General features: G+C 70.0%; 18 protein-coding genes and 1 pseudogene. 12 read left to right on the top strand and 7 right to left on the bottom strand.

The window, feature by feature from the left end:
- Positions 1-7: 7 nt before the first annotated feature.
- Complete coding sequence (locus tag FMQ63_RS05525; RefSeq protein ID WP_171452215.1) at positions 8-721, bottom strand: hypothetical protein; 714 nt, start codon at positions 719-721, stop codon at positions 8-10.
- Between the two features lie 33 nt (positions 722-754).
- Positions 755-3,424, bottom strand: a complete 2,670-nt coding sequence (locus FMQ63_RS05520) for a phosphoenolpyruvate carboxylase (RefSeq protein ID WP_011554566.1) — start codon at positions 3,422-3,424, stop codon at positions 755-757.
- A 251-nt stretch (positions 3,425-3,675) separates the two neighbouring features.
- Here FMQ63_RS05520 and FMQ63_RS05515 point away from each other — a divergent pair, with 251 nt between their 5' ends.
- Positions 3,676-4,170, top strand: coding sequence for a hypothetical protein (locus FMQ63_RS05515; protein ID WP_011554567.1), 495 nt, complete (start codon positions 3,676-3,678; stop codon positions 4,168-4,170).
- A 6-nt stretch (positions 4,171-4,176) separates the two neighbouring features.
- On the opposite strand, the gene FMQ63_RS05510 is transcribed toward FMQ63_RS05515, so the two are convergent.
- A complete protein-coding gene (locus FMQ63_RS05510; RefSeq protein WP_011554568.1) occupies positions 4,177-6,726 on the bottom strand; it encodes an RNA helicase in 2,550 nt (849 codons plus the stop codon).
- Between the two features lie 220 nt (positions 6,727-6,946).
- Here FMQ63_RS05510 and FMQ63_RS05505 point away from each other — a divergent pair, with 220 nt between their 5' ends.
- The 4 genes and pseudogenes from FMQ63_RS05505 to FMQ63_RS05495 all read left to right on the top strand — a co-directional run bounded on the left by FMQ63_RS05505 (position 6,947) and on the right by FMQ63_RS05495 (position 8,834).
- Positions 6,947-7,555, top strand: a complete 609-nt coding sequence (locus tag FMQ63_RS05505) for a hypothetical protein (RefSeq protein WP_141276562.1) — start codon at positions 6,947-6,949, stop codon at positions 7,553-7,555.
- A 140-nt stretch (positions 7,556-7,695) separates the two neighbouring features.
- Positions 7,696-7,779, top strand: a pseudogene (locus FMQ63_RS38540) (hypothetical protein); the annotation flags it as partial.
- Positions 7,780-7,798: 19 nt separating this feature from the next.
- Entirely contained in the window at positions 7,799-8,017 is a 219-nt protein-coding gene (locus tag FMQ63_RS38535; RefSeq protein ID WP_011554569.1) for a hypothetical protein, read from the top strand.
- A gap of 223 nt (positions 8,018-8,240) precedes the next feature.
- Entirely contained in the window at positions 8,241-8,834 is a 594-nt protein-coding gene (locus tag FMQ63_RS05495) for a DUF4142 domain-containing protein (RefSeq protein ID WP_225909350.1), read from the top strand.
- A 130-nt stretch (positions 8,835-8,964) separates the two neighbouring features.
- Here the strand turns inward: FMQ63_RS05495 and FMQ63_RS05490 are convergent, their stop codons facing one another.
- The gene (locus FMQ63_RS05490) at positions 8,965-11,703 is read right to left on the bottom strand and encodes a bifunctional acetate--CoA ligase family protein/GNAT family N-acetyltransferase (RefSeq protein ID WP_026113986.1); all 2,739 of its coding nucleotides are present in this window, start codon (positions 11,701-11,703) and stop codon (positions 8,965-8,967) included.
- Positions 11,704-11,985: 282 nt separating this feature from the next.
- Here FMQ63_RS05490 and FMQ63_RS05485 point away from each other — a divergent pair, with 282 nt between their 5' ends.
- The 6 genes from FMQ63_RS05485 (at position 11,986) to FMQ63_RS05460 (ending at position 18,774) form a co-directional block, all read left to right on the top strand.
- Positions 11,986-12,603, top strand: a complete 618-nt coding sequence (locus tag FMQ63_RS05485; RefSeq protein WP_011554572.1) for a DUF2378 family protein — start codon at positions 11,986-11,988, stop codon at positions 12,601-12,603.
- 193 nt (positions 12,604-12,796) lie between these two features.
- On the top strand, positions 12,797-13,591 hold the full coding sequence (locus FMQ63_RS05480) for a DUF3014 domain-containing protein (RefSeq protein WP_225909351.1): 795 nt from the start codon (positions 12,797-12,799) through the stop codon (positions 13,589-13,591).
- Between the two features lie 254 nt (positions 13,592-13,845).
- Positions 13,846-15,960, top strand: a complete 2,115-nt coding sequence (locus FMQ63_RS05475; RefSeq protein ID WP_026129731.1) for a nitrogen regulation protein NR(II) — start codon at positions 13,846-13,848, stop codon at positions 15,958-15,960.
- Positions 15,950-17,323: a sigma-54 dependent transcriptional regulator gene (locus FMQ63_RS05470; RefSeq protein ID WP_011554575.1), complete on the top strand. Its 1,374-nt coding sequence runs from the start codon at positions 15,950-15,952 to the stop codon at positions 17,321-17,323. Before FMQ63_RS05475 ends, FMQ63_RS05470 begins: the two co-directional genes overlap by 11 nt.
- An 89-nt stretch (positions 17,324-17,412) precedes the next feature.
- Positions 17,413-17,928 (top strand): OmpA family protein, encoded by a 516-nt coding sequence (locus tag FMQ63_RS05465; RefSeq protein WP_011554576.1) that lies wholly within the window; start codon positions 17,413-17,415, stop codon positions 17,926-17,928.
- 114 nt (positions 17,929-18,042) lie between these two features.
- Positions 18,043-18,774, top strand: coding sequence for a type IV toxin-antitoxin system AbiEi family antitoxin domain-containing protein (locus FMQ63_RS05460; protein WP_011554577.1), 732 nt, complete (start codon positions 18,043-18,045; stop codon positions 18,772-18,774).
- 250 nt (positions 18,775-19,024) lie between these two features.
- Here the strand turns inward: FMQ63_RS05460 and FMQ63_RS05455 are convergent, their stop codons facing one another.
- From FMQ63_RS05455 to tgt, 3 genes are all read right to left on the bottom strand, one after another.
- Positions 19,025-19,891: an alpha/beta fold hydrolase gene (locus FMQ63_RS05455; RefSeq protein ID WP_011554578.1), complete on the bottom strand. Its 867-nt coding sequence runs from the start codon at positions 19,889-19,891 to the stop codon at positions 19,025-19,027.
- A gap of 153 nt (positions 19,892-20,044) precedes the next feature.
- Positions 20,045-20,896, bottom strand: a complete 852-nt coding sequence (locus tag FMQ63_RS05450) for a tRNA (5-methylaminomethyl-2-thiouridine)(34)-methyltransferase MnmD (protein WP_011554579.1) — start codon at positions 20,894-20,896, stop codon at positions 20,045-20,047.
- Entirely contained in the window at positions 20,893-22,062 is a 1,170-nt protein-coding gene (gene tgt / locus FMQ63_RS05445) for a tRNA guanosine(34) transglycosylase Tgt (protein WP_011554580.1), read from the bottom strand. Before tgt ends, FMQ63_RS05450 begins: the two co-directional genes overlap by 4 nt.
- Positions 22,063-22,377: 315 nt before the next feature.
- On the opposite strand from tgt, the gene FMQ63_RS05440 reads away from it, so the two are divergent.
- Positions 22,378-23,976 carry an ABC-F family ATP-binding cassette domain-containing protein gene (locus FMQ63_RS05440; RefSeq protein WP_011554581.1) on the top strand — a complete coding sequence of 533 codons (1,599 nt, stop codon included), beginning with the start codon at positions 22,378-22,380 and terminating at the stop codon, positions 23,974-23,976.
- Positions 23,977-24,033 lie beyond the last annotated feature (57 nt).

Raw genomic sequence — 24,033 nt, 5'->3', positions numbered from 1 at the left:
CCCGCGCTCAGCCCTTGCGCGAGCCGAGCACGCCGTGGAGCACCAGCAGCTCCGCGAGCCCCGGCGGCGCCAGAATCCAGTCGTCCTCCGTGGGCACCCAGCGCACCGGGGCCCCGGCCCCCTCCAGCAGGCGGTTCACCTGGAGGAGCAGCGGCTCGAAGGTGGAGACGGGGGCCTCCCGGCTCCCCTCCGGCGCCGACACGTCGTGTCCACCGGGCTCCAGGCGGAAGGCGGCGCGGCCTGGCTGGGGCGTCACCTCGAAACCGGGCAGGTACGGCTGCATGGCGGCCTGGAGCCGCTCCAACAGCGCGCCGTCCTCGTAGGGGTGGGACAGCTCCCAATCGAAGAAGGTGGGCAGCTGCGCGAGCAGCTCCAGGTGCAGCGGGTTGGCGCGGCTCTGCCGCCAGTGGTGCTCGGCCAGGTCATAGGCCGTGGCGGGCACGCGCAGCTCGTACTTCTCCAACTTCGCGAGCAGCTCGCCCATCCGCTCCACCAGGTCCGCGGGCGGCTCGGCGCGGGACACCCAGCCCCAGTCCGCCACCGACTGCCCGCGCCGCTGGCCTTCCACCCGGTCCCCTTCACGCAGTTGGAGCTGCGGCTCCGGGGCCTCCTCTTCCGGGTACAGCCCCGCGTGCAGGAGCGGCCCGCCCGATTCGGGCCGCAGCCGCGCGAAGCGGTGCGCCGGGTTGACCTCCACCACGCTGAACGTCTCCCTGGCCATCACCGTCTCCTCGGATGTCCGACGTCGCGGAGCCTACCCGGTGTTGCGCATGCCGGCGGCGATGCCGTTGAGCGTGAGCAACAGTGGACGATCCACCTCCGCCTGGCCCTCGCGCTTGCGCTTGAGCAGCTCCACCTGGAGGAAGGACATGGGGTCCACATAGGGGTTGCGCAGGGAGATGCTGCGCTGGAGCTGCGGGTTGTTGTCGAGCAGCTTCGACTCGCCCGTCAGCCGCTTCACCTGCCTGCGCGTGCGCCGGTGCTCCTGCTGGATGCGCCGCCACAGCGAACGGGTGGCGGGAGGCGCCAGCGACGCGTAACGCCCGGCGATGGCCATGTCCGACTTCGCCAGCACCATGGTGACGTTGTCGATGACGGCGCGGAAGAAGGGCCACTCCTGGTACATGCGCTTGAGCTGCGCCGCCCCACCCTCCTCCTTCGAGAAGGCCTCCAGCGCCGAGCCCACGCCGTACCAGCCCGGGAGGATGGCCCGGTTTTGCGTCCAGGCGAAGACCCACGGAATCGCGCGCAGCGTGTCCAGGCCTCCCGCCCTGCGCTTGCTGGGGCGCGAGCCGATGGGCAGCGACGCAATCTCCTCCACCGGCGTCGCGGCGGTGAAGAACTCCAGGAACCGTGGGTCCTCCCACACCAGGGCGCGATACGCCTTGCGCCCCGTCTCCGCCAGCGTGTCGAACACGGTGCGGAAGGTGCGCTCGGCCTCGGGCTCCGGTCGCGGCTGCGCATCCAGCGTGTGCAGCAGCACGCCGCCCAGGATGAGCTCCACCGTGCGCCGCGCCAGCTCCGGGCGCGCGTACTTGTGGTCCAGCGCCTCGCCCTGCTCCGTCGCCTTGTAGCCACCCGCCACCGCGCCCGGCGGCAGCGCGAGAATCGCCTCCTGCGCGGGACCACCGCCACGCGCCACGGACTCGCCGCGGCCGTGGAAGAGTCGCAGCGGGACGCCCGCCTCACGAGACACCTCCGTGAGCGCCACCTGCGCGCGGTACAGCGCCGCGCTGGCCGCCAGGAGCCCCACCTCCTTGCCGGAGTCGCTGTAGCCCACCATCACTTCCTGGCCACCGCGCACGTCCAGGTGCTTGCGGTACTCCGCGTCCGCGAAGAGCGTGCGCAGCACGTCCGGGCCCGAGTCCAGCGCGCCCAACTGCTCGAACAGCGGCACCACATTCGCCGTGGCGCAGCCCCGCTTCTCGTCCCACAGGCCCGCGTGCTTCAAGCAGCGGAAGGCCGCGAGCACGTCCTCGGCGGTGCTGGCCATGCTGAGGATGAGCGTGCGGCACGCGGACTCACCCGACTCCGACTGGGCCTCCTTCAGCCGCGCCAGCACTTCCAGGAGCCGCGCCCCACCTTCCGTCGGCGCCGGGCCCCCGTTGAACGAGCCCGCCGCGCTCACCGCGTCCTCGGCCGGCGCGCGCACCTCCAGCTCCGCCAACGACAGTCCCAGCGCGAGCACCCGCTCCCGGACCTGCCGCACGTCGCGAAGTCCCGCGTGCGTGCCCTTCGACGCCTCCAGCGCGCGGCCCAGCACGTCCAGGTCCGCCAGCAAGGCCTCCGGCGTGCGGTAGGCGCCCTGCGGCATGGGGACGCTCGTCCCGGCGCGCTGCTGCGTCACGTAGTGGAGCGCACGGTGCAGCCGCTCCTCCATGAAGCGCAGCTTGTGCCGCAGCGGCTCGCCCGGGGTACGGGGACCGTAGCGGCGCTCGGTGTCGGGCAGCTCCTCCGCGTCCTTCGCCACCGAGCTCAGCAGCTCCTCGGACGGCTTCGCGTGACGCGCCGACTGGGACAGCCGCCCGCCCAACCGCTCCAGGTCAAGCAGCAACCGTCGCAGTCCTCGGGCCCGGTGCGCGCGCAGCGTGTCCGCGAACACGTCGGGCGTCACCAGCGGGTTGCCATCCATGTCCCCGCCCACCCATGAGTGGATGCGCACGGGCGTGTCCACCGGCCCCAGCGGCTCGCCGTAGGCGCGCTCGAAGGCCCAGTCCAGCAGCTCGGGGAGCAGGGACAGCTCGTCGGCGAGCACCTCCTCCACGTACCAGAGGACGTTCTTCACCTCGTCACCCACGGTGGGGCGCTCGCGGCGCAGCTCGTCCGTCTGCCACAGGAGGGTGATTTCCTCGCGCAGCAGCGCCAGGTTCACCGAGGACTCGCGCGGCGTCAGCTCGCAGCGGTCCCGCTCCTCCAGCAGGCCCGCCATGCGGTAGAGCTTCTCCAGCAGCGTGCGGCGCACGGCCTGCGTGGGGTGCGCGGTGAGCGTCAGCGTCACGCGCATGGTGCGCATGGCCTCGCGCACGCGCTCCGCGGGGATGCCCGCTTCCTTGAGCACTTGCAGCGTAGCCTCCAGCGAACCACGCTGGGGCTTGGCGGACGCGACCTCCGCGTGGGTGCGGGCGCGGCGGATGCGGTGGTGCTGCTCCGCCAGGTTCACCAACTGGAAGTAGACGGAGAAGGCGCGCAGCACCGGCTCGGCCCGTTCCAGCGGCAGGCGTTGGAGCACCTCCGCCAGCTCGGCCGCCACCGCGCGCCGGCCGGCCACGGGGCCTCGGCGGCGCTGGATGGCGAGGCGGCGCACTTCTTCTTCCAGGTCGAAGAGCGCCTGCCCTTCCTGTTCGACGAGGACTTCTCCCAGGAGCCGGCCAAGCAGGCGGACATCCCGGCGCAGCGGCTGATCCACGGCACGCAGTCGGGCCATATGGTGCGACGGTAGCCGCTGAGCAGCGAACTGGCCCGCATTTCCGCGCGAGAAAGTGACGTGCGCCCGCGAATCACGGCGAGGCGTCTGTCATTCCCGGCCGACTCGGCCCCGAAACGCGCCAGCACGCGCCACCGCCCGAAAGCCACCCGGCCCCGTGGCTCCTGAGCCACACACCCGCCCGGTCCAGGCCTTGCACAACAGGCCTCCCGTGGGCCGCGAACGACACCGCGGCCGAGGAGCTTGTCGCCATGTGGACGATGCGGGGGTGGAAGGTGACGTTGCTGTGTGGCTGGCTGGCCGCGCCGGTGGCCCTGGCCGAGACGGCGATGCTCGACGGGGTGCCGAGGGAGGCGAGGGCCGCGCGTGGCGCGGAGCTGCTCCCCTCCGAGTCGATGTTCCCCGACGCGGGCCCAGGCGAGGTGGACGGCCCCGTCCTTCGCTACGCGGAGCCGCTGTCCTGCCCCGCCGCGCCCGAGGGCCGGGTGTGGGTGGCGGAGACGCAGGCGTGCGACGACGCCGGCTGCGAGTCGCTCACGACGGTGTGGGCGGGCTCGTGGACCGTCGAGGACGCGGGGCTGGAAGTGCGCTGTGAGACGGACCGCGTGGTGCTGGCCGCGGGCGAATGGCGGATGGTGCTCACGCCAGGCGCGGGCGGCGGCCTGGAGGTGAGTGAGCTGACGCCGCCGGAGCCCGAGTCGCTGTCGGCGGCGCGACCCTCGGAGACACCGGCCTCCGAGGACTGAGCCGGGCTACACGCCGATGCGGCGGAGCATCAGGATGGGGCCCTCATCCAGGCGCCTGTCCCGCAGGTCGATCTCGCAGTCAATCATCCAGTCGCCGTGCCCTTCCGGGTCGATGATGCGCTGCTGGGTCTCCCACAGCCGCGTGCCGGACTCCTTCAGGAAGGTGTTGGCGGGCTTGCGCGCCTGGGGCGTGAGCACCACGACCTTGTGCTCCTCGAAGTACGGCGCCATGGCCTGCTCCAGCTTGGGGGCCGTCCATTCGCCCAGCGCGTTGTCCAGCATGGCCAGCGCGTCCATGTAGCGCTTCTGGCCCAGCGCCTTGAGCAGCCGGTGCAGCTCCTCGCGCACGCGCGCGGCGAAGGCCTTCGGGTCGTCGGTGAGCTCCTTCGGCTTGAGCTCCACCACCGGCTTCGCCTCGACGGCGGCGTCCGGGTTGCGCATGCGCTCCCACTCATCCAGCAGGCTGGAGTCCACCTGCCGGAGCGTGGCGCGCAGATGGTCGATGAAGTCCTCCACCTCCTCCGTGCGGAAGCGCTCCGGCACCGTCTGCACCAGCGTCTTGTACGTGTCATTCACGTACCGCAGCAGCACGCCCTCGCTGCGCTGCAGGCCGTACTCACGGATGTAGTCCGGGAAGGACATGAACCGCTCGAACATGTCCCGGACAATGGACTTGGGCCGGATGTTCTCCTCGCCCACCCACGGGTGCTTCTGCGCGAACTTGTTGAAGGTGCCGTAGATGAAGTCGCGGTTGGGCTTGGGCCACTCGAGCTTCTCGAGCTCCGCCATGCGATCGTCGTACTCCACGCCCTGCGCCTTCAGCTCGTTGATCTTCTCGCCCTTGAGCTGGTTGAGCTGCGCGTAGAGCACCACGTCCGGGTTCTCCAGGATGGCCTCCACCAGCGACACCACGTCGAGCGCGTACGTGTCCGTGGTCGGATCCAACAGCTCCAACGTGTCGAGCAGGTACAGCGACAGCGTGTGGTTGAGGCTGAAGTCGTGCTGCATCTCCCCCGCCACCTTCACCGTGGCACCCGAGCCGCCCTGCCCCTTCTCCACCTCGATGATTTCCGCCCCGCGCAGCGTGCGGAAGTCGCGCGCGGCCTCCTTGAGGTGCCGGCGCTTGAGGTAGTCCGAGTCGTGGCTGCGCTGCACCAGCGTCACCAGCCGCTTGTACCCGCCGTTGCCTTCCGTCTGGTGGTCGCTCTGGAGCAGGTTGAGAATCATGCCGTGCGACACCGCGAAGCGGGACTCCAGCGGCTCCGGCATGCCGTTCTGGAGCCGCTCGAAGGTGCTCCGGTCGTACTGCACGAAGTTCTTCTGCGGCGGCTTGGCCTTGGGCGTCTTCTTCTTGCCCGCGGCCTCCTTGGCGGCCAGCTTGATGTTCTCGATGACGTACTCGGGCGCCTGGGCCACCACGCTGCCCTGGGTGTCGAAGCCCTTGCGGCCCGCGCGGCCGGCAATCTGCTGGAAGTCGCGCACGCTCAGCGTGGTCAGCTTCTCGCCGTTGAACTTGAAGAGCTGCGTGAAGAGCACCGTGCGGATGGGGATGTTGACGCCCACGCCCAGCGTGTCAGTGCCGCTGATGACCTTGAGGTGTCCGTGCTGGGCCAGCTTCTCCACCAGCAGGCGGTACTTGGGCAGCAGGCCGGCGTGGTGCATGCCGATGCCGTGGCGCAGGAAGCGCTGGAACTCCTTGCCATAGGGCGTGTCGAAGGGCGCGTCCTGGAGCGCCAGCCGGATGGCCTCCTTCTCCTCCTTGGTGGAGAAGTCCACGCTCATCAGGTTCTGCGCCTGCTCGGCGGCGGTGCGCTGGGTGAAGTTCACCAGGTAGATGGGGTACTTCCCACGAGCAATCAGGTCTTCAATCGTCTCGTGCAGCGGCGACTCGCGGTAGTCGAAGTCCAGCGGCACGGGGCGCTCGGCGCTGCGCACGGTGGCCACTTCCCGGCCGGTGAGCTTCGTCAGGCTCTCCTCGATGACGTGCGTGGGGCCCAGCGTGGCGGACATCAGCAGGAAGGTGGTGTCCGGCAGCGCGATGAGCGGCAACTGCCAGGCCACGCCGCGCTCGCGGTCCGAGTAGTAGTGGAACTCGTCCATGACGACGTAGTCCACGCGGGCGCTCGCGTCGCGCAGGGCCAGGTTGGCGAGGATTTCGGCGGTGCAGCAGATGATGGGCGCGTCGCGGTTGATGCTCGCGTCGCCGGTGAGCATGCCCACGTTCTCCGCGCCGAAGGCGTCGCAGAGGGCGAAGAACTTCTCGTTCACCAGGGCCTTGATGGGGCAGGTGTAGAAGGAGACCTTCCCCTCCGCCATGGCCTTGAAGTGGAGCGCCGTCGCCACCAGCGACTTGCCGGAGCCCGTGGGCGTCTTGAGGAACAGGTGCTTGCCCGCCAGCAGCTCCAGGATGGCCTCTTCCTGGGCCGAATAGAGGCTCAAGCCATTGGCCGCCACGTAGCCGACGAAGCGGTTGAGGATTTCATCCGCGTCCAGGGGCGGTTCGCCCTTCTTGGGGAGCAGTGCGGCGAGCGGAGCTTGGATTTCAGGAGTGGCCATCACCCGTGGACAATAGGCGGCGCGCCCGGCCCCTACCGGGAAAATCGCAATCGGCGGCACGGGGCGTGACGGCAGGCGCCCCCTTCCCGCACGGAAGGGCCGGGGGGAGGCCCCCTGGAGGAGTGTCCGCGAGTCTCCGGGCGCAAGGGCCGGGGGCGCGATACCCGGGCCCCGGCCCGCTCCGTACCGTTGCCCATGGACTGAAGGTCAGGGGGTGGGGATGCGGAGAACCGTCAGACAGAAGATGACGCGCCTCAAGCGCGCGGCGCTGCTGGGAGGTCTGGTTTCCGCGCCCTGCCTCTGGAGCGGCTGTGAGCAGCGACGGGGCCCCACGGTGGACGCGGCCGATGTTGCCGAGGCCCCGGCTATCGCGGGGCTGGAAGGCGGTCCCTCCACCACCACGATTCCAACGGCTGACGGCGGGAATGCTGGCGCAGGGCCGGGCCCGGCACCAGGACACGCCGACACCGGCACGGGTGGCGCGGGAGCCCACGGCGGGACCGGCAGCCGGAGCGAGACTCCAGGCGCGAGCGCATACACACCCGGCAGCGGCCCGCGGGACAGCGGCAACCGGACCGGTGGTGGCAGCGGCCCGCGCGATAGCGGCAGCCGGACCGGTGGTGGCAGCGGCCCGCGGGACAGCGGCAGCCGGGCCGCGGGTGGCAGCGGCGCTGGCCGAGGTGGCTTCGGAGGCGGGGGCAGCCTCACGGGTGGCCACAGCGCCTCCGGTGGGGACAGCCTGTCGAGCGGCAACAGCGTGACGGGGGGCGGCAGCAGCACCGGCCAAGGCGGCAGTGGCTCGGGTGGAGCCACGGGCTTGCACAACTGAGGAAGCAGCGCGGGTGGTCCGGCCTCGGGAAGTAAAGGGCTGGACAGTGCCAATGGCGGCGACAGCGTGTCCGGCGACGGCAGCGGCTAGGGAGGCTCGCGGTCCGGTGGGATGATGGGGCTCTGACGCCGCTTCACGCGGTGCGCCTCACCGCCACACCGTTGCCGGACGCGCTGTCCCGCCGGGCCAGCAGTCCCTTCATCGCCGTCAACTGCGGCGCGCGACCACCAGAGTTGCTGGGGAGTGAGCTGTTCGGCCACGTCCGGGGCCGCATTCACCGGCGCCACGCAGACGCGCGAAGCCCTGTTCAGCGCGACGCGTGGCGCCCCCCTCTTCCTGCCCCGCATGTTCGACCCGCCCACCGCCGCGCGAGCGCTGTCGGATTCCGCGCGCGAAGAGGAGCCGGAGCTGCTGAGCGCCTCCGGTGAGCTGCCGACGCTGCGCGAGACGAGAAACCGCTGACCTGTGCGAGGCGCTGCGGCACTCCAAGGGCAACGTGGCCACCGCCGCGTGCATGGCCAGCCACAACCGCACGGACTTCTACGAACTGCTGCGCCGCCACGGCTGCCCCCCCGTCCACCGAAGCGTTGTCGCGTGCACATCTCGCTCGTTCTTCCCGTCCATGGCGGTGTGCTTTTCAACTGCCCAACCTTCAGCTGAACAGCAGTTGAGGGGGACGAGAGTCATGCGAATCACACGAGCGATGTTGGGTGTGGCGATGGTGGGGACGGCCGTGATGTTCGCCGGCTGTGGAGAGAGCAGCGCCAACGAGAACACGCTGGGGCCCCAGCAGGCGGCCGCGGGCCATCCAGTGACGCTCACGGACGGCCAGATTCTGGGTGTGCTCCTGGTGGCCAACGCGGGCGAGGTGATGCTGGGCCAGGTGGGCCAGGCGCAGGCCACCGACCCGACGGCACGTGACTTCAACGCACGCATGGTCACCATGCACTCAGAGGTCATCCAGCGCCTGGAGCAGCTGGCCACGGCCCAGGGTATCGCGCCCGCGGAGAGCCCGGTGTCGCAGCACCTCGAGCAGACGGTGCAGAAGACCGTCGACATGGTGAGCGCCACGCAGGCCCCTGCCTTCGACGTGTCGGTGATGGATGCGCAGGTCGCCGCCCACGCCGGTACCGCCCTGCTGGGGGATTCTCTGCTCGCGATGCAAGTGCAGAACCCGGCGCTCAAGGATGAACTGATGGCGATTCGGAAGACGGTCCAGGCCCACCTCCAGGAGGCCTCGAACATCCAGACCACCCTCTACAACGCGAAGCAGCCGTAGCCGCGACGCGCAGCCGTCCGCCCGGGAGTCGCAGCCCCGGGCGTGACGGCGCTTCGCGCGTGACGGCTTCCGGACAATGCCCCCAGTCCCTGGGGGCGATGGCATGGTGAACGCCCGACTCCAGCGAGCGTCACAGCACCTTCACGGCCTTGACCATGTCCGGCGACAGCTCCTCGTGCTGGAGGATGGAGAAGCCCAGCTTCCGGCTGATGGTCTGCATGGCGCGGTTGCCCGCGAGGATGTCCGCGACGATGCGCTCCATGCCCCAGTCCCGGCCGACGTCCACCAGCCGCTTCAGCATCTCCGCGCCCAGCCCCTGCCGCTGCACCGGGTCGCTGATGAGGATGGCGAATTCCGCGTCGCGCGTGCCTCGCAGCCGCGTGAGCCTGCCCACGCCGAGCAGCTCTCCGTCCTTGCGCTCCGCCACCAGCGCCATCTCCCGCGCGTAGTCGTTGAAGCAGATGCGGGACAGCCGCGCGTGCGCCACGCGCGTGCTCAACTGCATCAACCCCGCGTAGCGCAGGAACACCGTCTGCTCCGACAACGTGCGGTGGAACTCCGCCATCTTCGGCTCGTCCTCCGGGCGGATGGGCCGCAGCAGAATCTCCTCGCCGCTGCGCAACCGGTAGGGCGCCACGTACTGGTCCGGGTACGGCTCGATGGCCAGCTTCGGCAGCTCTGCCTCCGTCACCGAGGCCGGGTGCAGCACCACGCGCGCGTCCAAGGCCAGCAGCCGCTCGGGCGAGGCCAGCAGCGGGTTGATGTCCACCTCCTTCACGAAGCGCTGCTCCGCCACCAACTGGCTGAAGCGCACCATGAGTTGCTCCAGCGCCTTCAGGTCTACGGGTGGGCGGCCCCGGACGCCCTTCAATGCCTCGTAAATGCGCGTCTGCTCCATCATCCGCCGCGCCAGCGTGGTGTTCAGCGGCGGCAGGCCCAGCGCCCGGTCCCTGAACACCTCCACCAACGTCCCGCCCGCGCCGAAGAGCAGCACCGGACCGAACTGCGCGTCCACGCTGCTGCCCAGGATGAGTTCATAGCCATCCAGCCGCACCATGGGCTGCACGGTGACACCGTCGAACGCGCGCCCCTGCCCCAGCGCCTCCAGCCGCGTCCGGATGTCCCGGAAGGCGGCGCGCACGGACTCCGCATCCGGAAGGTTCAGCCGCACGCCGCCCACGTCGGTCTTGTGCGTCACCGTGAGCGAGTGGAGCTTCACCACCACCGGGAAGCCCAGGGCCGCGGCCTCCGCCACCGCGGCGTCCTCCGTCACCGCCAGCCGCGTCTCCACGGTGGGGATGCCATACGCGGCGAGCAGCTTCTTGGACTCGTACTCCGTCAGCAGCGTCCGCCCTTCCGCGCGCGCTGACTCCACCCACTGGCGCACCTCGTCCCGGGCGCTGCTCACCGCCTGCGCCAACGCGGGCGTCTCATACAGGCCCGCCAGGTTGTACGTGTAGCGCCACATGTAATTGAAGATGCGCGCCGCCGTGTCCGGATAGCCGAAGGTGGGGATGCCCGCATCGTTGAGGATGCGCTCCCCGGCCGCGACCTCCGAGCCGCCCATCCAACTGGCCAGCACCGGCTTGCCATGCAGCTTCGCGTAGGGCTTGAGACGGTCCGCCGTCTGCGTGGGCTCCGTCATGTCCTGCGGCGTGAGGATGACGAGCAGCCCGTCACTGCCTTCGTCCTGGCCGGTGACTTCCAGCGCCTTCGCGAAGCGCTCCGGGTCCGCGTCGCCCAGGATGTCCACCGGGTTGCTGTGGCTCCACTGCGTCGGCAGGAAGGCGTCCAGGGCCTGGAACGTGGACGCGCTGAGCGTGGCCAGCTCGCCGCCCCCCGACACCAGCGCGTCCGTGGCCAGCACCCCAGGGCCGCCCGCGTTGGTGAGCACCGTGAGGCGCCGGCCCGCGGGGCGCGGCTGCCGGGCCAGCGTCTCCGCCATGTAGAAGAGGTCGGCGATGGAATCCACGCGCAGCACGCCGGTGCGGCGGAAGGCGGCGCTGAGCACCTCGTCACTGCCCGTCAGCGAGCCCGTGTGAGACGCCGCCGCCTGCGCGGCCTGCGCCGTGCGGCCAGCCTTGATGACGATGATGGGCTTGGTGAGCGCCACCTCGCGCGCCGCGGAGAGGAAGGCCCGCGCGTCGCCAATGGACTCCATGTACAGCAGGATGGAGCGCGTCATCGGGTCGTCGGCCAGGAAGTCGATGAGGTCGCCCCAGCCCACGTCCAGCATCGAGCCCACCGACACGAAGGCGCTGAAGCCCACCGCCTCGCGCAGGCTCCAGTCCAGGATGGAGGTCAGCAGCGCGCCGCTCTGACTGATGAAGGCCACGTTGCCCGGCCGGGCCATGGCGCCGGCGAACGTCGCGTTGAAGCCGCTGGGCGGGCGCATCACCCCCAGGCAGTTGGGACCGATGATGCGCACCTGGGCCGCCTGCGCGAGGCGGAGGATCTCCTGCTCCAGGCGCTCCCCCTCCGCCCCAATCTCCTTGAAGCCCGCGGAGAGGATGATGGCGCCGCGGATGCCCAGCTCCGCGCACTCCTGGATGACGCCGGGCACCGCTCGCGCGGGCGTGACGACGATGGCCAGGTCCACCCGCTCCGGCAAGGCCCCCAGGGACGGCCATGCCTTGATGCCCAGCACGTTGGGCCGCTTCGGGTTGATGGGGTAGACGGTGCCGCCAAAGGGGTTGCTGATGAGGTTCCACAACACGGTGCGCCCCACGCTGCCCGGCCGCTCGGTGGCCCCGACGACGGCCACGCTGCGCGGCGCGAAGAGGACGTCCAGCGGCAGCCGCGTCCGCTGCTGGTGGAGCACGTTGTAGGACGGGTCCGTCTTCGAGGTACCAGGGGCGCGCGTGTCCATGGCCTCCGTCATTGCGGCCGAGCTCCCCAGGGCGCAATGGCCTTCTCGTGCCTGCCCGTGAACGCCCCCCTCCCAGGTCCTCGCATGGATGGGATAGAACTGGAATAACTGCACTCCCCGTCAAGGAACCAGGAGGTGCGCCCTGCGCGTGTCACCCACATGTCGCTCTGACAGCCAGTACGTGACGCAGGTCGTTCTGACACTCGCTGACAGTTTCACTGAACAAAACTTCACCGGTAGGCAAGCATCCCACGGCCCGCCCGGTGTATACGGGGCGCCTCTATGACTCCTTCCGAGAAGCTTGTTTTCAACCAGACCGTCGAGGCGCTCTTCGTGCGCGCCCTCGAGAACCGCCTCACTCCGGCGTGCCGTGAGCACCTGCGCCGGGCGGGGTTGGAGCTCGACCAGAAGTTGGAGCGGGCCTACACCCTGGAGCAGTGGAAGGAGTTCCTCCGAATCGCCGCCGGCCACGTCTACGGCGGCGTCCCCGCCGAGGCGGCCTACTACTCGCTGGGCGAGCGGTTCATGGACGCGTACTTCGGCACCTTCTTCGGCCGGGCCCTGCTGGGCGTCGTCCGGCTGGCCGGGCCCCGGCGGATGCTGCTTCGCGCGGGCATGGGTTTTCGCGCCGGCAACAACTTCAGTGTGGTCGAAATCGTCGAGCGGAGCCCCACTTCGGTGGAGCTGCGGATGAATGACGTGCTGGCGGACCTGCCCACCTTCTCCGCGGGCCTGCTGGCGCGCGCGGTGGAGCTGTGCGGTGGGGGGCGGGTGGTCAGCATCCCCGAGGAGTTCGACGGCACCGCAGCCACCTTCCACATCCGCTGGTCCGAGGCCCCAGCCGAGGCCGCCCTCACCGCCACGGATGACGACTCGGGCGCGTCCCGGCCTCGCGCGTAGCAATCCCCTGCGCGCCCCGTGGCGCTTCGCCACGGGATGCCGCGCAGCACGCCACGCTCGCAAGGCGGCCGAGCGTGGCCCCGGGGCCACACGGCGGCCCGCGTCTCAGAGGGAAACGCGCGGCTTCACGGCGGCGCGGTTCTGCTGGCATCGCGGCTGCAATCCCATGCGGCATCCCTCGGAGGATGGACGCATGAGCAACCCTGAAGTGGTGACGAAGACCCAGCGCCGGATGCACTGGGGCGTGGGCGTGGCGGCGCTGGTGATGCTGTTCGCGGGCGTGGGCACGTGGCTGGTGCTGCGCCAGTCGGCGACGGAGCTGCCGCATCCCTCCATGGCGGTCATCCCCAAGCCGTCCCACCCCGGATTGGCGCCGCGCGCGGAGCCGCCGCTGCCCTCCTCCGCGGAGATGGACGCGCTGCTGCGCACACGGCTCGCCCGGGCGTCGCTCATGCCGGAGTTCGCCACGTGGCTGAAGGAGCAGGACCTGCTGCGCCGCTTCGTCACCGTCGTGGGCAACGTGGCCCAGGGTGACAGCCCCCGCGAGGCGGTGAGCTTCCTCGCTCCGGCCGGCACCTTCGAGGCACGCCGCAAGGCCGGCAAGCTCGTCATCGAAAAGCAGAGCTACGCGCGCTACGACGTCATCGGCAAGGTGGTGGGCTCGCTCGACATGGGTGTGCTGGTGTCCACCTACCGCGAGGTGCGTCACCTGGCCGAGCGCCTCCACATGGAGACGGCTCGCCCCGGAAGCACCTTCGACGCCACGCTCCACCTCGCCTTCGAGCAGGTGCTCGCCGTCCCTGTCATCGACGGTGACATCGAGGTGGTCCCCAAGGGCGCGATGTTCGTCTACGCCGACCCGAAGCTCGAAGGGCTGACGGCCGCGCAGAAGCACCTGCTGCGGATGGGGCCGCAGAACCTCCGCCGCATCCAGGGCACGGTGCGCGAGGCGTCCCAGCAGCTCACCCAGCAGGCGTCCCGCCGCTGAAGCAGCCACTGGCCCCATCCACCTGCCTTCGCCATCGCGCGTCACCCGCGCTGGCCCTGGCAGGATGCAACGGGGGCCATGCAGATTGCGGCGCTTCGCCATGGGGCTTGTGCCTCCGCTCAGAGGCACAAGCCGGGGGGCACGGGCGTTGCTACCGGAGGAGCTTTCCTCCGGGACGAAGCGCTGCCAGGCGGCGTGGAGGCCCGGCAAGCACCGGAGCCCCCGCGCCGGTGTCGCCCCTGCGTCCCGTGTTCATGCGCCTGCCTGTCCTCCCCGTGCTGCTGCTGTGTCTGATGCTCTCTGGCGTCATCGCGGGCGTCCTGCACTTCATGCAGCGCGACCGGCAAGCGCTGGTGGACCAGATGGCCCGCGAGCGACAGGCGCAGCTCCTGGAGGCCGTGCGCGGCGTCTCCGCCGCCCTGGAGAGCGCGGAGGAGGACCTGCGCTTCGCGGGCGAGCTGCTGGCCCAGCCGGGCACCGCCGAGGAGCACCGGCGCGAGATGCGCGCCCTGCTGGAGGCGGTGGGTCAGTACAAGGCCATCCTCGTCTTCGGCACGGATGGACAGGAACGGCTCCGACTGGTGGACCGGCGCAGCGCGGCGGCGATGACGCACCAGTTCACCGCGGAGGACCTGGCCCTCACCGTGGCGCAGGCCCGCAGTCATCCGCCGGGCCACGTCATCTCATCCCCGCCCCTTCCCCGGGCCCAATCGGGCTGGCTGCGCGCCTTCGCCACCGCGTTGCCGGAGGACGCGCAGGACAGCGGCGGCGTCGTCGTGGTGCTGGTGGACGCCGAGCCGCGCTTCGCCCCGCTGAAGCTGCTCGCGTCGGACTCGGAGACGCAACTTCTGGTGCTGGGAGTCCATGGAACGCCGACGGCGTTGACCCACCCGAACCTGGCGGACAGGTACCGGCGGTTGGACACCGACGGCCACCAGACGCCCGGCCTCGCGGCGCTGGCGCGGGCGCTTCGCGCGGGTGAGTCGGGCACGCGCATCATCGAGCGCAAGGAGGCCGCCCGGCTCGGCCTGGGCGACTCGGAGGTGGTGGCCACCTTCAGCCCGGTGCGGTTCAAGAATGGCGCGGCATGGCCGGTGGCGACGCTCGCGTCGACGCGCGTGCTCCGGATCCATGAGCGCGGCCTGGTGCTGCGCCTGTCGCTGGCGGCGGTGCTCGTCTCCGGGTTCCTCATCGCCTTCGGAGTGTACGTGGTGCTCGCGCGCAGCCGGGCGGAAGCCCTGCGGGACAGCCAGCTCCATGCGCAGCGGCTGGCGCACCTGCACGACAAGACGCAGAAGATTCTCGACAACATCCCCACCGGGGTCCTGGCGCTCTCCTCCACCCGGCACATCTCCGCCGCCAACCGCGCGCTGAGCGCCCGCATGCCGGCGGACGTCGTGGGCCAGCCCCTGACGGCGGCCTTTCCCCAGGCCCAGGCCCCCGTCATCCAGCGACTGGAGGACCTGGTCCACGCGGCCACGAGCGACGGCCGGGTGCGCAGCCTCCACGGTGAACCGCTCTGCCTCTTCGAAGAGCCCGGCCAGTACAACGTCCACGCGGTGCCGCTGGAGCCGAACACGCCGGAGGTCCACACGCTGGTCGTCATCGAGGACCTGAGCAGCCTGCGCGCGCTGGAAGGACAACTGCTGCGCGCGGAGAAGCTGGCCACGGTGGGCGTGCTGGCGGCGGGCATCGCCCATGAGATTGGCACGCCGCTGGGCATCGTCCGCGGCCGGGCCGAGTACGTGCAGGAGAAGCTGGGACGCGAGCACCCGCAGGCGGCCGGCCTGGGCACCATCGTCGGGCAGATAGACAGGGTGAGCCGGACGCTGCGCCAGTTGCTCGACTTCTCCCGGCTCCGGCCAGCGGACGCGCAGACAGTCCCACTGGAGCCCCTGGTGCACAGCGTGCGGGAGTTGCTGTGGATGGAGGCCGAGCGGCGGCGCCTGAAGCTGGAGGTGACGGTCGCCTCGCCCGTGCCCGCGGTGGCGGCCGACCCCGACCAGTTCCAGCAGGTGCTCATCAACCTGGTGCTCAACGCGTGTGACGCGTGCGGGGCCGGCGGACGCGTCCGGCTGAGCGCGAGCATGGACACCGGAGACACACCGGGCGCCTGGGGCATGGTGCGCGTGGACGTCGAGGACAACGGCTGCGGTATCGCCCCCCGCCACGTCCACCAGGTCTTCGACCCTTTCTTCACCACCAAGAAGCGCGGCCAGGGCACCGGACTGGGCCTGACGATGGTGGCGCACATCGTGCGCAACCACGGAGGCCGTATCGAACTGGACAGCGCGCCAGAGCGAGGCACCCGCGTCACCGTGCGCTGGCCCGCCGCGGCACCCGCCGGAGAGGAGCGACATGTCGTCTAGAGCCAGGGTCCTCGTCGTCGACGACCACGTCGAGATGGGGCAGATGTTGAAGGAACCGCTGACGGACGACGGCTACAAGGTCGACATCGCCACCGGCGGCGCGGATGCCATCGCCCAACTGCGCGCGCGCGTCTACGACGCGGTGCTGTGCGACCTGCGCATGCAGGACGTGGACGGCTTCGACGTGCTCGACGCCGCGCGCAAGCTGGACCCGGACCTGCCCGTGGTGATGATGACGGCCTTCGGCGGCGTGGAGAGCGCCGTGGAGGCGATGAAGCGCGGCGCGTTCCACTACTTCACCAAGCCCTTCCGGCTGGACGAGGTGCGCCTGTCACTTGAGCGCGCGCTGGAGCAGCGCCGCCTGCGCACCGAGCACCGCACGCTCAAGCAGCAGGCCGCGGACCGTGGGGGCCTGGGCGCCCTGGTGGGCAGCAGCACCGCGATGCGCGACCTCTACGCGTTGATTGAGCGGGTGGCCTGGTCCGGCGCCCCGGTGCTGGTGCGCGGCGAGAGCGGCAGTGGCAAGGAGCTGGTCGCCAGGGCTTTGCACTTCGAGGGCACCCGGCGCGCGGGGCCCTTCGTGGCCGTCAACTGCACCGCGCTGCCACACGCGCTTCTGGAGAGTGAGCTGTTCGGCCACGTCAAAGGCGCCTTCACCGGCGCCACCACGGCCCGGCGTGGCCTCTTCGTGGAGGCGGACGGCGGCACGCTGTTCCTGGACGAGATTGGCGACATGGCCCCCGAACTCCAGGCCCGGCTGCTCCGCGTGCTGGAGGACGGCGAGGTGCGGGCCGTGGGCGCGGACGGCTCGCGCACGGTGGATGTGCGGGTGGTGGCCGCGACGCACCAGGACCTGGAGACGCGCGTCAAGGAAGGCCGCTTCCGCGCGGACGTCTTCTACCGGCTCAACGTCGTCACGCTGCGGCTGCCGCCCCTGCGCGAGCGCCGCGAGGACATCCCCGCGCTCATCGAGCACTTCCTCCAGCAAGCCAAGGCGCGCAATCCGCGCTCCGTCGTGCAGCGGTTCTCCCCGGAGACGCTGGCAGCGCTGGGGGCCCTGCCCTGGGCGGGCAACGTGCGCGAGCTGGAGAACCTGGTGCAGCGGCTGGTCGTGCTCGGCTCGACGGAGGTGGTGGATCTGCCGCAACTGCGCCCCCATTTGCCTTCGGACACCAGCCAGGAGAATCACCCGCTGGCCGCTGCACAGCGCACCATCGTTCCCCTGCGGCAGTTGGAGACGGAGTACATCGCCTGGGCCGTGGCCCGCTGCGGGGGAAACAAGACGAAGGCGGCCGAGCTGCTCGGCATCGACGTCTCCACCATCCACCGGCGCGAGCGCGCGGAAGGCAATCCGCAACGCTGACCTGGGCACGCTGCAACGGTGAGCGGGCCACAGTTGGGGTGTCTCAGAGGGATGGGGGCGCGGCACGGGGCTTGAAAATGACAGGAGGCATGAACCGAACCCTCTTGTCTCTCATTGCCGCGGTCAGTCTGGTTGGTTGCGCCTCCAAGCAGAAGCCGTCCTCCCTGACGGACAATCTTCCGGACCAGCACCGGAGCCCCACCGCCACGGCGGCGACGTCAACCCGCAACGCCGATGAGGATGAAGAAGCAGCCCGCCGGGCAATGGGCTCGTTGTCGGCGGACCCGGTGTACTTCGAGCTCGACTCGGCCACGCTGCGGCCCGAGTCGCGCGACATGCTCGCGCAGCTCGCCACGGGCCTGCGGGAGCGCCCCCTGACGCGGGTGACGGTGTCGGGCCACACCTGCGAACTGGGCACCACGGAGTACAACATCGCGCTGGGCCACCGCCGCGCGGCCGTGGTGCGCGACTACCTGCGCAACCTGGGCGTGGAGTCCTCGCAGCTCTCCATCGTCTCCTTCGGCGAGGAGCGCCCGCTGTCGGACGCGCACACGGAAGATGCGCTCCGTAGGAACCGCCGCGCGGAGTTCACCTTCTCCTCGTAGGAGCAGGCCACGCGCTGAGGCGCAGAAAGTCTGTCGGGCCTCCCCGGTACGCTGCTCTCGGAATGCGCTCCGGGAACGCCGAGCGCTGGGGAGGGATGGGGAATGGGAAGCAGAATGCGCCGGAGGCCTGGCTACAAGAGCCGGCCTTCCGTGGCCGCGCTGGCGGAGTCATTGGGGTTGCTGCGATCTCGAGACCTGGAGGCACATGGCGCTGCACGCAGCCAGCTCAACCTGCTGTGCAATGTCGGAGCCCTGCGAGAAGTCGCGCCCGGCGTCTGGGCTCGCTCGAGCGCGATGGTGACAGCCGCGGCCATTGCCGTGAAGCGCGTCCCCCGGGGCGTGCTCTGCTTGAAGTCCGCGCTGTGGTTCCACGGCTTGCTGCCTGAATCCCCCACCGAGGTCTGGATGGCCATTGGAGCGCATGCGCGTAAACCGCGCTGGGACCAGCCACCGCTCCAGGTGGTTCGCTTCTCGGGGCGAGCACAGACGGAGGGCATCGAGCACCGCCTGCTCTGGGGGTTGCCCATCACCGTCTACGGCGTCGCGAAGACGGTCGCGGACCTATTCAAGTATCGAAACAAGCTGGGATTCCCCATCGCCGTGCGTGCACTCCACGACGCCCTCCTCTCAGGGCTCACCACCTCGGATGAGGTTCGACACTTCGCGGAAATCTGCCGCGTCAGGAAGAGTGTCGGCCCCTATCTCGAGGTCCTCGAAGCACGGCGAGGCCAGGACATCCTGCGCGCGAGGCAGGCCTTCCTCGCGCGCGAGGCTGCACGGGCGAGGAGCCTGGAAGCGCCCCTGCTCCACCAGCTCCCCGGGCATCCGGAGAGCGAAAGCCGCTGAGCCGAATCCAAGGAGTGCCGAGCCCAACGGATGGGTGTTCGAACGCTGGGTGCCCGCCCCCGAAGTGGCCTCAGCAGGTGGGGGGCCCGGTCGCGGACACGGAGCTCGCTGTTCGGAAATGTCGGGACTTTTGTCGCGCCAAAACTCCCGACATTTCCGAACAGCGACCTCGCAAGGTCACTTCGGAGGGGTCCGGTCAGCGCCCCTGGAGGCCGTGGGGGCCGGACATGTCAGCACCCGCTCCTGTGGTTCAACGCACGGCCCTGGCAGCCGCGCGGGCCGACTCCAGGCCATCGAGGAACTCGACGATGCGCTGGGCGCATCGCTCCGGCTGCTCCAGCGGGAAGAGGTGCCCCGTGCCGGGAAGCTCCTCCGTCTGGGGATCATTCAAGGTGAGGCGGGCCCGCTCCAGTGCGTCGCGCGTCAGCGTGTCGGACTCACCGCCGCGAATCACCAGAGACGGGACGTTCACGGTGCCCAGCTCGCGCCAGACATCCTTCGGAGACGTCTCGAAGACACGCGCCTCCCAGGCCTTGGGGATGGTCAGCCGGAAGCCACCGCTCGGGGCCTCGGTGAGGCCGTGGGTGATGTAGTCCTGGAAGCACTCCGGGTCGAAGCGCGCGAACAGCGGCTTCTTGCCGTAGCTTCGCGCGGCCTCTTCACGAGCGCCCCATGACTCACGCCGCCGCCGCGCCAGACTCGCGGGCGGCACGCGGCTTCGCAGCCCGAGCAGCGTCAAGGCACGGAGCGCCCATTCCCGCGCCCCCGTGAACAATACCGGGTCCAACGCCACCACGGCCCGGAAGAGCGCGGGCGCCTTCGCGGAGGCCAGCAGCGTCGCCACGCCGCCCATGCTGTGCCCCACGCCCACGACCCCCTGCACGCCGTGAGCACGCAGGGCGTGAATCAGGTCATCCGCCATGTCATCCCAGGTCCGCAGCTCGCGCGGGTCGGAGCCCGGCACGAGGCACCGCGTACGAAGCGTGAAGACGTGGTAGCGCGGCTTCAGGTGCTCGATGAGTTTGCGGTAGCACCCCGGAGGAAAGCCGTTGGCGTGGGCCAGGTGCAGCACCGGACCGGTGCCGCCCCAGTCCTCCATCTGAAGGGCGTCGTGCATGTCCCGTCGATTACCCCGGACCGCGGCGAATGTCTTCCGTCACTCGGAGTCCGCACGCAGAGGCGGAAGCAGCACCCGCCCCGGAAACCCGACCCAACGCCGTGCCGAGCCACACATCGTGGCGTGCCAAAGGGCACCCTGCGGCCCGGCCCGTCACCGCCACTGCGGGTGCGCCAGCACGCGCGCCTCGATGTCGGGCGTGAGCTGCCCACCATGCGGCGCCCGGGATGACGAGCGCTTCCATCGCTCCAGCCACCGCTCACCGAGCGGCGCCTCCAGCGACTCACGCCGCGTGGCGCCCACCGTCGTCTCGCCCTTCGTCCCCGTCGACACACCCGCGCCCACGAAGAACCCGGCCAGCAGCAACGTCACCCGCGTGGGCGTGGCCGCGCTGTACGTGAGCAGCAGCGTCCCCTCCCCGTCCTCGCGGCAGTGCCGGCGCACGCGGGCCAGCACCGCTTCGGTCCACATCTCCGGATTGGACGCCGGAGAGAACGGGTCGAAGTAGACGAGGTCCGCCACGGGCAGCGTGCCGTCCAGGTGCGGCACCGCGTCCCCCAGCAGCAGCCGCCAGCGGAGCCCCTCCGCCTCCCACACCCCGTCGCGCATCAGCGTCTCCGCCGCGTCACGGAACGGCTGGAGGAAGGGAAAGCCCTCGGCGTCCGCCAGTGCGAGCCGCAGCGGCGCCAGGTCCACCTCGAAGCTGACCACCTCCAGCAGCCGGCGCTGCTCCGCGCCCAGACTCCTGGCACAGGTGAGCGCGGCCACCGCGTTGGTGGCGGCGCCCAGCCCCACGTCATGAATCACCAGCGGCGGCCCGGGCTGGCGCAGCCGGTCCGCCAGCCGTGCCTGCTCCACATAGAGGCGCAGCGCTTCCTGCCACGGCCCCACGGAGGGGTGCATCACCTCGCCATGGCCCAGGTGCCGCACGGCGCGAGCGCCATTGCGCAGGGTGATGAGCTCGAAGTCGCCGTCGCGCGGGTTGGCGTCGGGTGCGGTGCTCACCCGACCTCCTTCAACGTCACCTCGCGCGCGTTGGCCTCGTCCTTCAAGTCCTTGGGCGTGGCGATGGCCGCCTTCAGCTCGCGGTACACCTGCGCGTACGTACCACTCAGGATGCCCTCGCGGATGCGCCCCATCAGCTTCTGGTAGTGCCGGACGTTATGCACGGACAGGAAGCGCGAGCCCAGGTGGTGCTTGCCCCGCATCAGGTGCTGCAGGTAGCCGCGCGTGTAGCGCTTGCACACGTAGCAGTCGCACTCCGCGTCCAGCGGCTCGTCGGAGAGGCGGAACACGCTGCGGGAGATGCGGATGAGCCCGCTGAACGTGTACGCATACCCCTGCTGGGCCATCTTGGTGGGGATGATGCAGTCGAACATGTCCACACCGCGCAACACGGCTTCCACCAGGTCCGTGGGCGTGCCCACGCCCATCAGGTAGCGCGGCTTGTCGGCGGGCAGGGACGCGGTGGCGCGCAACGTCATGGACTCGCGCTCCACCTTCGTCTCGCCCACGGCCAGACCGCCAATGGCGAAGCCGTCGAAGGGCAGCTTCGTCAGGAAGGCCGCGCTCTCGTCACGCAGGTGAGGGAAGACGCCGCCCTGGACGATGCCGAACATCGCCTGCCCGGTGTCCCGCGCCGCCTTCGCCTCCAGGCTTCGCACCGCCCAGCGGTGGGTGCGCTCCATGGCCTCGCGCGTGCCGGCCTCGTCGGTCCGCGAGTCGATGCACACGTCCAGCACCATCATGATTTCCGAGTTGATGGCCTGCTGCATGGCGATGCTCGACTCGGGGCTGAGGAGCTGCCGGCTGTTGTCGTAGAAGCTGCGGAAGTGGGCGCCCTTCTCCGTGATGAGCCGGTCCTCCGGCAGGGAGAAGATCTGGAAGCCGCCCGAATCGGTGAGCACGCCCCCGTCCCACTGCATGAAGGGGTGGATGCCGCCGAAGCGCTTGAAGACCTCGGCGCCCGGCCGGAGCATCAGATGGTAGGTGTTGGCCAGCAGGATGCTGGCGCCCGCCTCCTTCACCTCCTCCATGGCCAGGTGCCGGAAGCCCGCGTGGGTGGCCACCGGCATGAACATGGGGGTTTTGAAGGAACCCCGGCGTGTGTGCAGGATGCCTGCACGGGCGCCCGTGGGGTCGGTGGTGAGGAGCTCGAAACGAACGGCCATGGGCCGGCCCTTATACCCGTCATGCCCGGCAGGCACCGCATCCATCTGCCCTGCCCGCTCCCCACCCGTCATCCGGGGCCACCTACCCTCCTGGACAGCCGTACAGGCGTCCTGGCATTCCGTCCGAGGCGGAACGCCGCCGGCCTCCCGGCATCTCACGTCCTCCGCCGCCGCTTCCGGCGGCCTGAAGTCGACACCGGGGCGGCATTCTCCCGCCTTCCCAGCGGTTACATGGAGTCCTCGCGGTCTCCTGCAGAACGCGAAACACGTCGCCGCTTTGGCCCACCGCACCATTTCCGCTACAACGCCGCCGCCATGTTCAACGTCATCAACGTCTCCAAGGCCTACGGGCCCAAGAAGCTTTTCGAGGACGTCAACGTCACGTTCTCGCCGGGCCGCCGCTACGGCCTGACCGGTCCGAACGGGGCCGGGAAGTCCACGTTCATGAAGATCCTCGCCGGGGACGAGGAAGCGGACATGGGCAACATCGTCCGGCCTCGCAAGCTGGGAATCCTGCGCCAGGACCACTTCCGCTACGAGGACAACCGCGTCCTCGACGTGGTGCTCATGGGCAACCGCGCCCTGTGGGCGGCCATGTCCGAGAAGAACGAGCTGCTGGCCAAGTCCGACATCACCGAGGAGGACGGCAACCGGCTGGGCGACCTGGAGGGCGTCATCGCCGAGGAGGACGGCTACTCGGCGGAGAGCGACGCGGCCACCCTGCTGGCGGGCCTTGGCATCGACCAGGCCTCCCACGAAGAGCCCATGAAGCAGCTCACCGGCGGCCTCAAGCTCCGCGTGCTGCTCGCGCAGGCGCTGTTCGGCAAGCCGGAAGGCCTGCTCCTCGACGAGCCCACGAACAACCTGGACATCGACTCCATCCGCTGGCTGGAGAGCTTCCTCCACGACTACGAGGGCGTGCTCATCACCATCAGCCACGACCGGCACTTCCTCAACGCCATCTGCACGCACATCGCGGACATCGACTACGAGACCATCATCCACTACCCCGGTGGGTATGACGACATGGTCCGGCAGAAGGCGCAGGTGCGCAGCCGCGTCGAGTCCGAGACGGAGGAGAAGAAGAAGAAGATTGCCCAGCTCCAGGACTTCGTCGCGCGCTTCCACGCCGGCACCCGCGCCTCGCAGGTGCAGAGCCGCATCAAGCAGATCGACAAGCTGAAGTCGGACGACCTCAAGCGCTCCAACATCGCGCGCCCGTTCATCCGCTTCGACCAGAAGGTGGTCAGCGGCAAGCAGACGCTGATGGTCGAAGGCATCCACAAGTCCTTCGAGGGCCAGGAGGTCATCAAGCCCTTCAACGCCCTGGTCTGCAAGGGCGAGAAGGTCTGCGTCATCGGCCGCAACGGCGTGGGCAAGTCCACGCTGGTGAAGATGATTGCCGGCCAGTTGGAGCCGGACGGCGGGAAGATTGGCTGGGGCCACCAGGCCTCCGTGGGCTACCTGCCGCAGGACCACCACGGCGTCGTGCGCAAGGGCACCACCTGCTTCGGCTGGCTGCGTGACCTGCACGACAAGCTCACCAACGAGGAGATCTCCGGCGTGCTGGGCCGGATGCTCTTCTCCGGTGAGGAGCGGATGAAGAACACCGACACCCTCTCCGGTGGTGAGACGGTGCGGCTGCTCCTGTCCAAGCTGATGATCATGCAGGACAACGTGCTGGTGCTCGACGAGCCCACCAACCACCTGGACCTCGAGTCCATCGCCGCGCTGGCCGAAGGCCTCCAGAAGTACGAGGGCACGGTCATCGTCGTCACGCACGACCAGGAGCTCATCTCCGAGGTGGCCACCCGCATCTGGTCGCTCCAGGCGGGCAAGGAAGTGCTCGACTTCAACGGGCCCTACTCGGAGTTCGTGGAGAAGCACTCCGACGTCGCCGCGCGCCGCCGGTAGGGACAGGCACGACGCGGAAACACGAATCGCCGCCCGGCCCGGGGATACGCTCCCGGG

The sequence above is a fragment of the Myxococcus sp. CA005 genome (assembly GCF_006518205.1).
Taxonomy (GTDB): Bacteria; Myxococcota; Myxococcia; order Myxococcales; family Myxococcaceae; genus Myxococcus; species Myxococcus xanthus.
This window is presented reverse-complemented; position numbering and strand designations above follow the sequence as displayed.

Bases quoted from the DNA above. Each gene is read 5' to 3' on its own strand.
- FMQ63_RS05455 (WP_011554578.1), bottom strand. From the start codon at position 19,891: ATGCACGACGCCCTTCAGATGGAGGACTGGGGCGGCACCGGTCCGGTG.
- FMQ63_RS05460 (WP_011554577.1), top strand. From the start codon at position 18,043: ATGCGCCGGAGGCCTGGCTACAAGAGCCGGCCTTCCGTGGCCGCGCTG.
- FMQ63_RS05485 (WP_011554572.1), top strand. From the start codon at position 11,986: ATGACTCCTTCCGAGAAGCTTGTTTTCAACCAGACCGTCGAGGCGCTC.
- FMQ63_RS05475 (WP_026129731.1), top strand. From the start codon at position 13,846: ATGCGCCTGCCTGTCCTCCCCGTGCTGCTGCTGTGTCTGATGCTCTCT.
- FMQ63_RS05515 (WP_011554567.1), top strand. From the start codon at position 3,676: ATGTGGACGATGCGGGGGTGGAAGGTGACGTTGCTGTGTGGCTGGCTG.
- FMQ63_RS05480 (WP_225909351.1), top strand. From the start codon at position 12,797: ATGAGCAACCCTGAAGTGGTGACGAAGACCCAGCGCCGGATGCACTGG.
- FMQ63_RS05440 (WP_011554581.1), top strand. From the start codon at position 22,378: ATGTTCAACGTCATCAACGTCTCCAAGGCCTACGGGCCCAAGAAGCTT.
- FMQ63_RS05505 (WP_141276562.1), top strand. From the start codon at position 6,947: ATGCGGAGAACCGTCAGACAGAAGATGACGCGCCTCAAGCGCGCGGCG.
- FMQ63_RS05495 (WP_225909350.1), top strand. From the start codon at position 8,241: ATGCGAATCACACGAGCGATGTTGGGTGTGGCGATGGTGGGGACGGCC.
- FMQ63_RS05525 (WP_171452215.1), bottom strand. From the start codon at position 721: ATGGCCAGGGAGACGTTCAGCGTGGTGGAGGTCAACCCGGCGCACCGC.
- FMQ63_RS05490 (WP_026113986.1), bottom strand. From the start codon at position 11,703: ATGGACACGCGCGCCCCTGGTACCTCGAAGACGGACCCGTCCTACAAC.
- FMQ63_RS05465 (WP_011554576.1), top strand. From the start codon at position 17,413: ATGAACCGAACCCTCTTGTCTCTCATTGCCGCGGTCAGTCTGGTTGGT.
- FMQ63_RS05520 (WP_011554566.1), bottom strand. From the start codon at position 3,424: ATGGCCCGACTGCGTGCCGTGGATCAGCCGCTGCGCCGGGATGTCCGC.
- FMQ63_RS05470 (WP_011554575.1), top strand. From the start codon at position 15,950: ATGTCGTCTAGAGCCAGGGTCCTCGTCGTCGACGACCACGTCGAGATG.
- tgt (WP_011554580.1), bottom strand. From the start codon at position 22,062: ATGGCCGTTCGTTTCGAGCTCCTCACCACCGACCCCACGGGCGCCCGT.
- FMQ63_RS05510 (WP_011554568.1), bottom strand. From the start codon at position 6,726: ATGGCCACTCCTGAAATCCAAGCTCCGCTCGCCGCACTGCTCCCCAAG.